At 33.6% G+C, this 13,375-nt stretch carries 10 protein-coding genes; 6 read left to right on the forward strand and 4 right to left on the reverse strand.

The window, feature by feature from the left end:
* Nucleotides 1–46: 46 nt before the first annotated feature.
* The 3 genes from EQ921_RS00915 to EQ921_RS00925 are packed head-to-tail and all read left to right on the forward strand — an operon-like array spanning nucleotide 47 to nucleotide 3,364.
* Nucleotides 47–1,384, forward strand: a complete 1,338-nt coding sequence (locus tag EQ921_RS00915; RefSeq protein WP_128330220.1) for a sugar porter family MFS transporter — start codon at nucleotides 47–49, stop codon at nucleotides 1,382–1,384.
* Between the two features lie 35 nt (nucleotides 1,385–1,419).
* Nucleotides 1,420–2,427, forward strand: coding sequence for a substrate-binding domain-containing protein (locus EQ921_RS00920; RefSeq protein ID WP_128330221.1), 1,008 nt, complete (start codon nucleotides 1,420–1,422; stop codon nucleotides 2,425–2,427).
* 10 nt (nucleotides 2,428–2,437) lie between these two features.
* On the forward strand, nucleotides 2,438–3,364 hold the full coding sequence (locus EQ921_RS00925) for a carbohydrate kinase (protein ID WP_128150266.1): 927 nt from the start codon (nucleotides 2,438–2,440) through the stop codon (nucleotides 3,362–3,364).
* A gap of 161 nt (nucleotides 3,365–3,525) precedes the next feature.
* On the opposite strand, the gene EQ921_RS00930 is transcribed toward EQ921_RS00925, so the two are convergent.
* Together EQ921_RS00930 and EQ921_RS00935 are read right to left on the reverse strand one after the other, a co-directional pair.
* Nucleotides 3,526–5,172: a fumarate hydratase gene (locus EQ921_RS00930; protein WP_128330222.1), complete on the reverse strand. Its 1,647-nt coding sequence runs from the start codon at nucleotides 5,170–5,172 to the stop codon at nucleotides 3,526–3,528.
* Between the two features lie 257 nt (nucleotides 5,173–5,429).
* Nucleotides 5,430–7,622: a glutamine synthetase III gene (locus tag EQ921_RS00935; protein WP_128150270.1), complete on the reverse strand. Its 2,193-nt coding sequence runs from the start codon at nucleotides 7,620–7,622 to the stop codon at nucleotides 5,430–5,432.
* A 381-nt stretch (nucleotides 7,623–8,003) separates the two neighbouring features.
* On the opposite strand from EQ921_RS00935, the gene EQ921_RS00940 reads away from it, so the two are divergent.
* The 3 genes from EQ921_RS00940 to EQ921_RS00950 all read left to right on the forward strand — a co-directional run bounded on the left by EQ921_RS00940 (nucleotide 8,004) and on the right by EQ921_RS00950 (nucleotide 10,758).
* Nucleotides 8,004–8,987: an aldo/keto reductase gene (locus EQ921_RS00940; protein ID WP_128330223.1), complete on the forward strand. Its 984-nt coding sequence runs from the start codon at nucleotides 8,004–8,006 to the stop codon at nucleotides 8,985–8,987.
* Between the two features lie 9 nt (nucleotides 8,988–8,996).
* Nucleotides 8,997–9,716 carry a 3-ketoacyl-ACP reductase gene (locus tag EQ921_RS00945; protein WP_128150274.1) on the forward strand — a complete coding sequence of 240 codons (720 nt, stop codon included), beginning with the start codon at nucleotides 8,997–8,999 and terminating at the stop codon, nucleotides 9,714–9,716.
* A gap of 70 nt (nucleotides 9,717–9,786) precedes the next feature.
* Nucleotides 9,787–10,758 carry a D-glycerate dehydrogenase gene (locus tag EQ921_RS00950; protein ID WP_128330224.1) on the forward strand — a complete coding sequence of 324 codons (972 nt, stop codon included), beginning with the start codon at nucleotides 9,787–9,789 and terminating at the stop codon, nucleotides 10,756–10,758.
* A 100-nt stretch (nucleotides 10,759–10,858) separates the two neighbouring features.
* Here the strand turns inward: EQ921_RS00950 and EQ921_RS00955 are convergent, their stop codons facing one another.
* Nucleotides 10,859–11,566, reverse strand: coding sequence for a T9SS type A sorting domain-containing protein (locus EQ921_RS00955; RefSeq protein ID WP_128330225.1), 708 nt, complete (start codon nucleotides 11,564–11,566; stop codon nucleotides 10,859–10,861).
* A gap of 23 nt (nucleotides 11,567–11,589) precedes the next feature.
* Nucleotides 11,590–12,948, reverse strand: coding sequence for a hypothetical protein (locus EQ921_RS00960; RefSeq protein ID WP_128330226.1), 1,359 nt, complete (start codon nucleotides 12,946–12,948; stop codon nucleotides 11,590–11,592).
* Between the last annotated feature and the right edge of the window lie 427 nt (nucleotides 12,949–13,375).

The raw sequence follows: 13,375 nt of genomic DNA on the forward strand, positions 1-13,375 counted from the left end.
TAAATTTGCGAAATAAACCACAAAAGTCTAACTAAATTTTTTTAATATGAATACCAAATATCTATACTGGATTACTTTTATAGCGGTTAATGGGGGACTGTTATTCGGATTGAATATGGCAGGTATAGCGGGTGCTAATGACTTAATAAAAAATGACTTTAATTTAAGTGATTCGGGTCTGGGTACTGTTGCTAGTTTTTTAATGATTGGTTGCTTGATAGGAGCACTTTTTACAGGAAAGTTTGCTGAAAAATACGGAAGAAAAAAAGTAATGTTGGTGACTGCTTTGCTTTACGTTATTTCTTCTTTAGGATGTGCATTTGCAGAAGGTTTTGCAGGTTTAACCTTTTTTAGGGTTCTTTCCGGTTTTGCTGTAGGAGCAACATCGGTTGTCGGGCCTATGTATATATCTGAAATTTCGCCTGCAAGTAAACGAGGAACCTTGGTATCATTCAATCAATTTGCTATAACTATAGGTATATTTTTAGCATATGTATTTGATTATTTTTTGATCAACCTGGGTGAAAACAGTTGGAGGTATATGCTTGCTGTTCCTGCATTATTTGGTGTTTTGTATTTAATATTTCTTCTTACTTCTTTTCCAGAAAGTCCAAGATGGTTGCTTGCTAATAATAAAAATGAACAGGCAGTTTCAGTACTTCAAAAAATCGGGGGAAAAAATTATGTAGATAATGAACTTCCTGATATGGAAAACTCAATAAATTCAGAATTGAATAAGGATAAAGTCAGTTTGAAAGAACTTTTTTCAGGTAAAACAGGAAAAATAGTGTTGATAGGAACTCTTATTGCTGCATTTCAGCAAATAACGGGAATCAATGCGGTATTAATTTTTGCACCTGATATTTTTCGCTCTGCAGGTGTAGGAGGTGACACAGCATTGTTACAATCTATGGTTGTAGGACTAGTAAATGTTTTAATGACGATTGTTGCTTTAAAATTAGTTGATACCAAAGGGCGTAAAACTTTATTGTTATGGGGGGCTTTCGGTATGATAGTATCATTGGCATATCTTACCTTTGCTTTTTCTCAATCCGAGAAAAATACATGGGGAGTTCTAATCGCTCTTTTAGGATATATTTCTTTCTTTGCGGCTTCTTTTGCACCTGTTATGTGGGTAATTATATCTGAGATTTATCCTAATAGGATTAAAGGTTTGGCTATGTCTTTTTCAACAGCTGTAAGTTGGGGATGTACTTTTTTAACCGTTTATTTTGCCCCGATAATCAGAGCAGACTTAGGAGACAGTGCATTGTTTGGAATTTTTGGTATATTTACGGTAATAGCGTTTATATTTGTTAGAATATGGATTCCTGAAACTAAGGGAAAATCATTGGAACAAATTGAAAAAGAGCTAGGATTATAGTAATGATAAACTAAAAATTTAATGATAATTTAACTATGAAAAGAGTCTCAATTAAAGATGTTGCTTTAAAAGTAGGTGTATCTACAGCATTGGTTTCTTATGTAATGAATGGGCGCCATACCGACAGAATTAATAAGGATACGGCTAAAAAAATAAAAAAAGCCGCTAAAGAGTTAAATTATAGACCTAGTAAGATTGCTCAAAGTCTTAAATCTAACCGGACCAATTCTATTGCACTCTTAGTAGCGGATATAGCAAATCCGTTCGCTTCTCAGATTGCAAGAATTATCGAAGATGAAGTCAGTAAGAAAGGATATGTTGTTCTTATAGGAAGTTCAGATGAAAAAGCAGAAAAGCTTCAGCAGCTTATAGATTTATTTATGAACAGGCAGGTAGATGGTTTTATCATAGCTCCGGTTCAGGGATCTGAAAAGTGTATACAAGAATTAATCAAAGCTAAGGCTCCTTTAGTTTTAATAGATAGATATTTTGAAAATATGAAGGTTCCGGTAATTACAACCAATAATTATGGTATAGCTTATCAGGCAACTGAACATTTAATAAAAAGAGGAAGAAAAAACATTGGTGTTTTAGCTTATAATACAAATTTGCTTCACTTAAACGAAAGGGTTAATGGTTACAAAAGAGCCTTGCAGGATCATGGCATTTCAGACAATCCTGATAATGTAAAATATATCAATGAAATTGAAATACAAAAAGAAGTAGATCTAGCGCTGGAAAATTTATTTTCTGCAGATGATAAAATAGATGCATTATTTTTTACCACTAATAAACTTGCAATTTCAGGATTAAAAAAAATAATGACTATGAATATCAAAATTCCTGAAGAATTAGCTTTGTTAACCTTTGATGAATCAGAAGCTTTTGAAATTTTTAAAACTCCTGTAACTCATATAAAACAGCCTTTGCAGGATATAGCCAGAGAATCTGTTGAGATTCTTACCGGAATCATCGAAAATAAAAATTTAAAGTACAAACCAAGAGTTTATAATTCAAAATTAATAATAAAACAATCTACCTAAAATCATACAAATGGGAAATGATATAAACACAAAAAAGTCAGTAATTTGCTTCGGAGAAATATTATGGGATATATTTCCTTCAGGAAAAAAAATTGGGGGTGCTCCCTTCAATGTTGCATACCATTTAAATAAAATGGGAGTGGATGGAAGAATGATTAGCTGTATAGGTAAAGATAAGCTGGGAGAAGAATTAATTTCACGCGTTAAAGAAGCATCCATATCTACAAAGGAATGTCAGGTAAATGCTGAATATGATACCGGAACAGTTATAGCAGATATTGATGAAAATAATGAAGCCCATTATACAATAGTTGAACCAGTGGCCTGGGATTTTATTCAGTGGAAAGATGATTATGAGAATCTGGTTAAAAACTCTTCCGCTTTTGTTTTTGGAAGTTTAGGAACTAGAAACAATGTGTCAAAAAATACGTTGTTACAGTTATTAAAACTGGCACCTTACAAAGTTTTTGATATAAATTTAAGACCTCCATATATTTCACAAGTATCAATAATAGAATTTATCAAACAATCGGATTTAGTAAAGATGAATAAAGCCGAATTAAGGCAATTACTGGAATGGATAGGGAAAGAATATACTACAGAAGAAGAAGCTGTAAAATACGTTCAGAAATGCTTCAATCTGGATGGGCTGATAATCACTAAAGGTAGTAAAGGAGCAGTATATTGTGATAAAGAACAATATATATTCTCTGAAGCAGTAAAAGTAGAAGTAAAAGATACGGTGGGTAGTGGTGATTCTTTTTTAGCTGGATTTCTTTCTAAAAAAGTCAACGGATTTTCTGCGTCAGAAGCTATGAAAGAAGCTATCTCTTTAGGGGCTTTTATTACTAATCACGAAGGAGCTTGTCCGGTATATGAGATAAACGATTTTCATGATTTTATAAAAAACAGAACTGAAAAAGAGGTACATATTTAAACGATTAACTTAATTAACACTTTAAAAAGTCTGTTCCTGTCATTCAGAAAGGGCAGACTTTTCATTTATTGAGTAGCATTAATAATTTAAAAGTATTTCTATAAAATTATAAAAAAAGGCTGTGGGCAATTCCACAGCCTTTTTTCAATTATAAATTATATTTATTGACAATTCGAAGAGCAATTGTTCGTTTTAATCTGTTCAAAAAAATCATTACCCTTATTATCTACCAGAATAAATGCTGGAAAATTTTCAACTTCTATTTTCCATATAGCTTCCATTCCCAGTTCAGGATATTCCAGGCATTCTAAACTTTTAATATTGGATTGAGCCAGTATTGCTGCAGGCCCGCCGATACTGCCAAGATAAAAACCTCCGTGTTTCTTACAGGCATCAGTAACTTGTTTGCTTCGGTTACCCTTAGCAATCATAATAAGACTTCCTCCTTCCGATTGAAAAGAATCTACATAGGAATCCATTCTTCCGGCTGTGGTAGGTCCCATGGAACCAGAGGCGTAGCCTTGAGGCGTTTTTGCAGGCCCTGCGTAATATATAGGATGATCTTTAATATACGAAGGTAGTCCTTCACCATTATCAATTTTTTCCTGTAATTTAGCATGAGCAATATCTCTACCCACGATAATGGTTCCGGAAAGAGACAATCTTGTAGAAACAGGGTATTGAGATAATTCTTTTAGAATTTCGCTCATAGGCTGATCAAGATTAATTTTGATTCCACCTGCTTCACCTGCTTTCTGATATTCTTCAGGAATCAATCTGGCAGGATTATCCTCAAGTTTTTCAAGCCAGATACCCTCCTTATTGATTTTTGCTTTAATGTTTCGATCGGCAGAACAGGAAACTCCCATTCCCACTGGGCAGGAAGCACCATGTCGCGGAAGGCGTATTACACGAATGTCGTGGGCGAAAAATTTACCGCCGAACTGTGCACCTAACCCTAATTCCTGAGCTGCTTTTAACAATCTTTTTTCCATTTCTAAATCGCGGAAAGCACGTCCTCCTTCATTTCCGGATGTGGCCAGGTTATCATAATACTTAGTAGAGGCCAACTTAACGGTTTTAAGATTAGTTTCTGCAGAGGTTCCTCCGATAACAAAAGCAATATGATAAGGAGGGCAGGCAGCAGTACCCAAAGATTTCATTTTATCAACTAAAAATGAAAACAGCTTTTCAGGAGTAAGTAAAGCTTTCGTTTCCTGATATAAATAAGTTTTATTGGCAGAACCTCCCCCTTTAGCCACAAATAAAAATTTATATTCCTGTCCGTCTGTTGCATATAAATCGATTTGAGCAGGTAGATTGGTTCCTGTGTTGACCTCTTGATACATATCCAGAGGAGCATTCTGTGAATATCTCAGGTTATCTGTTGTAAAAGTATTATAAACTCCTCTTGAAAGTGATTCTTCATCTTTTCCGCCTGTCCAAACGTACTGACCTTTCTTACCCATTATTATCGCTGTACCCGTGTCCTGACAGAATGGAAGTATACCCTTGGAAGAAATCTCAGAATTTCTCAAGAAAGTCAATGCCACAAACTTATCATTTTCACTGGCTTCAGGATCTGATAAAATTGCTGCAACTTGTTGCTGATGTTCAGGTCGGAGTAAAAATTCTACATTGTGAAATGCATGCTGTGCCAGCAGTGTAAGCCCTTCAGGCTCAATTTTTAAAATTTCCTTTCCATCAAATTCGGAGGTAGATATGTAATCCTTCGTTAATAAATAATACTCAGTGGAATCCTTTCCTTGTTCAAAAGTAGCCTGATACTTAAATTCAGTTGTTGCCATATTTTTTATTAGTTTGTAGTATGTGAATGCTGGCAAAATTAAGTATTGGGTAAATGTAAAAATATGATATTTAAACGGTTTTTATTATTAGTATGATATTTATAATCATTACAAATAAGAATTTTATTAATATTCCATCAATTTCTGTATTCATGTGTACTACATGACAGATGATTTAACCGGTTAATTTTTGCAAATAAAAAAATCCGGAAAAATGTCCGGATTTTAATAATACATTAATTTATAATTGGTTACAATTATCTTATAGTAAATAATAACTCTCTGTACTTAGTTAAAGGCCACATTTCATTATCTATAAGCATTTCCAATGCATCAGAATGTTCTCTCAATAAAGAGAAAATAGGTTTAACTTTATTACAGAAAGCTTCCGCTTGTTTGGAAGGATCTTCGATTTCAATAGCTTTTTCTCTCTCTTTAAATAGCTTATCAACATTACTTTTGATTTCCGTAATATGAGTTGAAATGGTTTTTATCAAATCCAATTGTTCTTTACACATGGTTTTCATTTCCTTTTCCCCGAAAATTTCCTTTAGCCCTTTTGCATTCTCAATAAGTTTAGTTTGATAATCTACAGCTACAGGAACAATATGATTACGAGCCATATCACCTAAAACCTTGGCTTCAATAGAAATCATTTTTGAGTATTTCTCAAGTTTTATTTCATTTCGAGCCTCAATTTCCTTTGTACTTAAAATACCTAATTGTTCAAAAGGTTCGATTAAGTTCTTTTGCAGCTCAAATTTAAGTGCCTCCGGAGTTGTTTTTCTATTTTCCAGACCTCTTTTTTCTGCCTCTTTAACCCAGTCATCACTATATCCGTCGCCTTCAAATAAAATTTTTCTTGATGCTTTAATATAATCACGTAAAATATTGAAAATAGCTTCGTCTTTTTTAAGTCCTTTTTCTACCAAAGCATCTACTTCTTTTTTGAATTTTTGAAGCTGATACGCCATGATTGTATTAAGAACAGTCATCGGTTCACCACAGTTAGCCTGAGAACCTACAGCCCGGAATTCAAATTTATTACCTGTAAAAGCAAACGGTGAAGTTCTGTTTCTGTCAGTATTATCTAATAACAACTCAGGAATTTTTCCAACAATATTTAGTTTAAGATCGGTTTTTTCATCCGGAGATAATTTTCCTTTAGTTACCTTTTCAAGTTCATCTAAAACTCGAGTTAACTGAGAACCAATAAAAATAGAAATGATGGCAGGAGGAGCTTCATTAGCACCTAATCTGTGATCGTTACCAGCAGAAGCAATTGCAGAACGTAATAAGTCGCCATAGTCATGAACCGCTTTTATAGTATTGATAAAAAATGTCAGAAATTGTAAATTTTTCTTCGGATTTTTTCCTGGACTCAACAAGTTTTCACCTGTATCGGTAGACAATGACCAGTTATTGTGTTTTCCACTTCCATTAACACCATCAAAAGGTTTTTCATGGAAAAGAATGCTTAGTCCGTGTCTTCTGCTTACTTTTTTCATCACATCCATCAGTAGAGAATTATGATCTACTGCCAGATTTGCCTCCTCAAATAGAGGCGCAAGTTCGAACTGATTAGGAGCCACTTCATTATGTCTTGTAGTAACAGGAATTCCCAGTTTCATGCAATCGATTTCTAATTCTTTCATGAAATTCCGAACCCGGGTAGGAATAGATCCGAAATAATGATCTTCCAGCTGTTGTCCTTTAGCCGGAGCATGACCTAATAAAGTTCTGCCCGTTAAAACTAAATCCGGACGAGTTTGAAATAAGGAAGAATCTACCAGAAAATATTCCTGTTCCCATCCTAAGGTAGAATATACTTTAGTAACATTTTTGTCAAAATAGGCCTGACATACTTCTGTTGCAGCTTCATCTACAGATTGAAGAGCTCTTAGAAGAGGAGTTTTGTAATCCAGAGTTTCTCCTGTATAGGAAACAAATATAGAAGGAATACACAGAGTGGTATCAATAATAAATGCCGGAGATGTTGGATCCCATGCGGTATATCCTCTGGCTTCAAAAGTATTCCGTATTCCTCCATTTGGAAAACTGGAGGCATCTGGTTCCTGCTGAATTAATAAAGAACCGCTGAATCTTTCTATAGCACGCCCTTCACCAATAGGATTAAAAAATGAGTCATGTTTTTCTGCAGTTTCTCCCGTTAAGGGTTGAAACCAGTGTGTATAGTGAGTTACTCCTTTAGACATTGCCCAATCTTTCATAGCTACAGCTACCTGATCAGCAATTTCACGAGTTATTTTTTTACCATATTTCATAGCATCCAAAATGCTTTGATAAGCATCTTTGGTTAAATATTCTCTCATCGTCGATTCAGAGAATACATGTTCACAATATAATTCAGATAATTTTTTTGGAACTTCAATACGTCTGGGTTGTAGATAAGGAAGTCTTTTTAAAGCATAAAATCGTAATGTTGACATAAAGGTATGTTTTTGTAGGGCAAATATAAAAATAAAAATAAAAATATGAGCGATACCCCCTTGTTTTTTATGAGATTGTTTTTAAATGATACTAAATAATTTCGTTTTTCTATGTGTATTCTTAATAATAACAATTTTTTTTAGGTATTTGCCAATATTATAATCCTACAGTACTCATTTAATGCAAAATTGATAAATAAATAAAAAGTAAAATTTATCAGACAGTTTAAATCCAAAAAGTTATAAATTAAAAGAATAAATTGTAATATCAGTAATTCTGCTGGTTACCTGAAGTTAGATTTAATAGTTTCTTTTAACTCAAAATTAACCGGTAAAATCAATTTTAATTAGTAAATTTATCCAAATAAAACAGTAAAAAACATGGAATACAGAAAACTAGGAAAATCGGACTTATCCGTTTCAGTAATTACTTTTGGAGCCTGGGCTGCCGGAGGCTGGATGTGGGGAGGTACAGAAAGGAAACAATCTGTGGAAGCAATCAAGGCCGGATATGAAGTAGGAATGACATCTATAGATACAGCTCCCATTTACGGGCAAGGAACCAGTGAGGAAATAGTAGGGGAGGCCATTAAAGATTTACCGAGAGATAAAGTTCAAATTCTGACCAAATTTGGAATGCGTTGGGATCTGACTAAAGGAGATCTGGCTATGCACAGCAAAGATAATTCAGGAAAAGCTATTGATATTTATAAGTATGCGGGTAAAGAAAGTGTTATATACGAATGCGAGCAAAGTTTAAAAAGATTAGGAACAGATTATATAGACTTATATCAGATACACTGGCCTGAAACTGTAACTCCCATTCACGAAACTTTTGAAGCTGTAGCCCGATTGAAGGAGCAGGGGAAGATAAGATATGCTGCTGTATGCAATTATTCTGCTTCTCAGGTATCTGAAGCAGATATGGTTTGTGAAATTGTATCGGATCAGGTTCCCTATAGTATGATGAATCGTAAAATAGAAGAGGAGCTTGTACCGTATTGTATAAATAACCAAAAATCAATTTTAGCATACAGTCCCATGGAAAGAGGATTGTTAACCGGAAAGATAAAGCCTGGACATTCTTTTGCAGAAGGAGATGCCAGAAGCGAAATGAAAATATATCAGCCCGAAAGCATAGAAAAAGTAAATGCATTTCTTCAAAAAATAAAACCGATTGCTGATGAGCAAGGAGCAACGCTGGCACAATTGGTCTTAAAGTGGACTATTGAGCAGCCGGGTATTACTATTGCCCTGGCAGGAGCTAGGAATGCAGAACAAACCATTCAAAACGCAAAAGCAGCTGAGTTGAAGTTAACCTCTCAGCATATTGAGTTTATCAACTCGGAATTGTCAAAATTATAAAAGTTATATATGGAAAATTTGAAAGGAAAAAAGGCATTAGTTACCGGAGGTAGTAGAGGTTTAGGTAAAGCAGTTGCATTAGCTTTAGCAGAAGAGGGAGTAGAAGTAGCTATTACAGGAAGAAATGAACAGTCATTAAAGGAAACCACCGAATTACTTGCATCTAAAGGAGTTGGTTCCTCTTATGCTGTTTTTGACATTGCAGTAAAATCAGAAGTAGATCAATCTCTGGACAAATTACAGCAGGAATTCGGTACTTTTGATATTTTAATTAATAATGCAGGAGTAGCTGCTTTCGGTGGTTTTCTGGAGATGGATTCCTCAGAATGGCAGAGAATTGTTCAGACCAATCTCTTCGGAGCCTATTACGTAACCCAGTCGGTTCTTCCGGCGATGATAGAAAAAAAGAGTGGAGATATTATCAACGTATCTTCCACAGCAGGTCTGAAGGGAGGAGCTTCAACTTCGGCGTACAGCGTATCCAAAGCAGGACTCATTTCACTGTCCGAATCCCTGATGTTTGAAATGAGAAAGCATAATGTACGGGTTACTACGTTAACTCCGAGCACTATCGCTTCTGATATGTCTGTGAAAGAATTGAAGATAACAGACGGAAATCCTGAAAAAGTTTTGCAACCTCAGGATTTTGCTGACTTAGTGGTTGATATTTTAAAATTAAACAAACGAGCATTTGTGGCTTCAGCATCCTTGTGGTCTACAAATCCGTAAGCAAAATATACCTTGAAATAGTCCGGATTAATTCGTTAATCCGGACTTAATAGTTAAAAACCAATAGAAAATGAAAATATTTATATCTGGCATGATTCCGGAATCCGGAATTGAAATGCTGAAAAAAGAAGGCTGTGAAGTTGAAGTTTGGTCTGGAAAACAGCTCTCAGAAAAGGAACTGATTGATAAATGTAAAGATGCAGATGGCTACATCAACGTGATGACTCCCGTAACTGCTAATTTTCTTAAACAAAGTTCGCACCTTAAAGTAATTTCCACTTTTTCTGTAGGGTTCAATCACATAGACTTATCTACAGCCACTCAACTCGGAATTCCCGTGGGAAATACTCCTGACGTACTTAGTAATGCTACAGCCGATGTCGCTTTTCTTCTTATGCTTAATGTTTCCCGAAAAGCATTTTATAACTATAGTAAAATACGTACAGGTAACTGGAACCAGGGTTTTGATGCCGTATCTCATTTAGGGCAGGAATTGAACGGGAAAACATTAGGTATTTTTGGTATGGGGCGTATAGGGATTAAAATGGCAGAAAAATGCAAAGGAGCCTATGGTATGAACATAATTTACCATAACCGCAATCGTCACGAGCAGGCAGAAAAAGAACTAGGAGCTGTTTATGTATCTTTTGACGAATTATTGAAACAATCTGATATACTTAGTTTACATGCTCCGCTATCAGACGATAACAAAGGGTTGTTTAATAAACATGTATTTGAGAAAATGAAGCCCAATGCTATTCTGGTAAATACCGCCAGAGGAGCAATGGTAAATGAAGAAGATTTGGTTGAAGCTTTGAAGAACCAGCAGATTTGGGGAGCAGGACTAGATGTAACCGATCCGGAACCTATCCCAAAAGATCATCCGCTGTTAACGATGGAAAGCGTGGCAATAACTCCTCATATCGGTTCTGCAACAGTTGAAGCTAGAAATGCAATGTCAGATTTGTGCGCTAAAAATATATTAGCCGGTTTGAAGGGGGAAAAATTACCCTGTGTCGTAAATCCGGAAGTTTATAAATAAAAAATCAGCCGTACTGATTAGTAGGGTTCAGAAGAAATTAACCGGCTGGTTAAAAATAAAAAAGAGGATTCTAAGTAGAATCCTCTTTTTAGGTAGAGATTTATTTTTTAATTATTTTTCTAATATATTCATTATTATCTGTAATGATTTTTATAATATAAAGACCTGGAATTAAATCCTGTGTATTAATTTCTTTTTTATTCTCTATTTTTTTTATAAATTCTCCAGTTGAAGAATATATTTCTATAAAGAATCTTTTCTCTGAAATTTTTAAAGATAATAGATCCGTAACGGGATTTGGAAAAAGAGTCAGGTTACCTTCTGTAGTTTTTTGTGCCTCCATGTTTTTTAAGTTCCAGATATCACTTTCATTTACAAATAAAGGAATTTTATCAATAATCGATTTTCCGGAAGGTCTCTCAATTATTTTAACTATCTGATTTTTATTTTCGAAAGGAGCTAAAATGTAATTCGCAGAAGGAATGTTGGCTGAAACTTTGCAAATAAAGGTATTTTTTTTTCTACTTACAGTAACGTCTTCCATGAGTGTTCCATTTAATGAAAACAATCCAATTCTTGTATCTGTTGAGGGTTGTAAGGCAAAAACCATAAAAGTACTTTCCTGAGTTACAGCATACCTGTTGTCCTGATTCGTTTTAAGTTGAAGGTGCGAAGAGAGTTGCAGTTCACTACTAGATAAATTTTTATTCCAAATACTGTTGCCTGTAATGTTTATAGGAAGCTTATCCACAATAAAAGTACCGGGAACTCTTTCAATAATTGATATGTTTCCTTCTGAATCTTTCACATAAGGCTGAATAATGTAGTTTCCTAAATATTGTCTGAGACTTTGCAATTGAAAAAAGTATTCTTTCTGCTTTCAGAAATGTTTTCCAAAAACGTGAGTCCGTCGTTTGAGAATAACCCGATTTGTACCTGATCAATATTTGTATTAATTGATGAGTTTATTTTGAAACTTTCTCCGATGTTAATTTGATGAAGATTATCTATGGCTGTTTTTAATTGTAAATTTCCAGTTACATGAATGGTTTCAACCTTTCCTTCAACAATACTAACTTCAAATTCAGTACTTATATAGGGTAGGTACGGATTATGCATTTTACATAAAAGTTTTTTGCCTATATATTTGTCTCCGGCCATAAACAGACCATTTCCTTTTGAAATAAGTTTTATTTCCACATTATTTTCATCCAACCACTGATAAGAAGTTATATTTCCTTCTATTTCATATTCGTTATTTAAATCTATAATCTGGTTATGTCCGATTTCCTGCCCGAATATTTTGTTTTGTGGATGAGCATGAGGACCCATAAATTGAAAGTAAGTGAGGTTGGATAAACTAAGGTTGTTTTCTTTTAAATATATCCATATCAAATGAGTGTTTTTTGATACATCTAGAGAAGCTAGACGGTTTTTCTCTACATTTAATCGTCTTAAGTTGAGATTTACTGATAGATCTATTTTATTGATAAGATTGTTAAATAAATTAATTTCTTTTAAGGATGGACTATTACTTAAATTAATCTCAGATAATAAGTTATTAGAGGCATCCAACCGTAATAATTTAGTGCTACTTGGTAAAAATAATTCAGTCAACTCGTTATTGTTTACAGTTATTTCATCTAAATTAATACAGTTAGAAAGATCCAAAGATTTAATTTCATTGTAAGAAATATCTAATACCTGCAACCCAGAGGAACTTCTACTGAGTTTTAAAGAAGAAAGTTTGCTATTAGGTACAAATAAATACAACAAATTTTCATTTTTAGATATGTTTATAGAATCCAAATCATTATGTGAAGTAATAATTCCTGCAAGAAAGGTAAAGGGGGTACAATCTAAATAACCTTGAAATCTTTTTTCTTTAGGAGTTCCTGAATAGTTATTTAATGAAATTCCGGCCAATCTACCATTTGTCCAGCCTAACCTAAATGGTAATAAATCTGAGTTAGATACTTTAGAAAAGTCTATGGAATTTTTTATTATCCATTCTTCAGATGTGTACCAAGTTAAGGTATCTGATGCTTTTAAACCTGCTAATTCGTAATTTTTGCTTTGCCGGAGAAATTTTCTCAACCCTTCTTTATCGGCTTCATTATAGAGTTGTGCCTGAATTTTAGAAGTTAGTAAGCTAAGCAAAAAATAAATAAAAAGTAAATTTTTTTTCATAATGTTTTAATTAAGATAATTTAAATTTAATAATTTACTATTTATTATTTAAATTTCTATTTTCGTTTTTTATAAAAGATAAATTTAGTTTAATTAATTTTAGGAATAAAAAAAGCGGGAATTTTCCCGCTTTCAGATAATTGTAAAGAATAATTCTCTTTACTATCGTTTTGACGTATATTGGTTCTAGGTAATTATTTGCGATTGAGATTAAGCTTTGAGAAATCTGAGAAATATCTGTCAAGCAGGTTATTTCTTTTTTTTAGACAATTAAAATATTTGTTTATAAATATTATATACAAACAATAAAAGAGCACAGCCATATAGAGAGATATATATTTTAAAGCAAAAATAGGTTATTTTAAATAAAATTTAAAATAAATATTATTTTTTTTATTGCAATTAATTAATATGTTTTTAATACATT

This window comes from Apibacter sp. HY039 (assembly GCF_004023655.1).
GTDB lineage: Bacteria > Bacteroidota > Bacteroidia > Flavobacteriales > Weeksellaceae > Apibacter > Apibacter raozihei.

What these genes read in the sequence shown, in the direction of transcription:
- EQ921_RS00915 (WP_128330220.1), top strand. Translation starts at nt 47, where the DNA reads ATGAATACCAAATATCTATACTGGATTACTTTTATAGCGGTTAATGGG.
- EQ921_RS00950 (WP_128330224.1), top strand. Translation starts at nt 9,787, where the DNA reads ATGAAAATATTTATATCTGGCATGATTCCGGAATCCGGAATTGAAATG.
- EQ921_RS00945 (WP_128150274.1), top strand. Translation starts at nt 8,997, where the DNA reads ATGGAAAATTTGAAAGGAAAAAAGGCATTAGTTACCGGAGGTAGTAGA.
- EQ921_RS00960 (WP_128330226.1), bottom strand. Translation starts at nt 12,948, where the DNA reads ATGAAAAAAAATTTACTTTTTATTTATTTTTTGCTTAGCTTACTAACT.
- EQ921_RS00935 (WP_128150270.1), bottom strand. Translation starts at nt 7,622, where the DNA reads ATGTCAACATTACGATTTTATGCTTTAAAAAGACTTCCTTATCTACAA.
- EQ921_RS00925 (WP_128150266.1), top strand. Translation starts at nt 2,438, where the DNA reads ATGGGAAATGATATAAACACAAAAAAGTCAGTAATTTGCTTCGGAGAA.
- EQ921_RS00920 (WP_128330221.1), top strand. Translation starts at nt 1,420, where the DNA reads ATGAAAAGAGTCTCAATTAAAGATGTTGCTTTAAAAGTAGGTGTATCT.
- EQ921_RS00930 (WP_128330222.1), bottom strand. Translation starts at nt 5,172, where the DNA reads ATGGCAACAACTGAATTTAAGTATCAGGCTACTTTTGAACAAGGAAAG.
- EQ921_RS00940 (WP_128330223.1), top strand. Translation starts at nt 8,004, where the DNA reads ATGGAATACAGAAAACTAGGAAAATCGGACTTATCCGTTTCAGTAATT.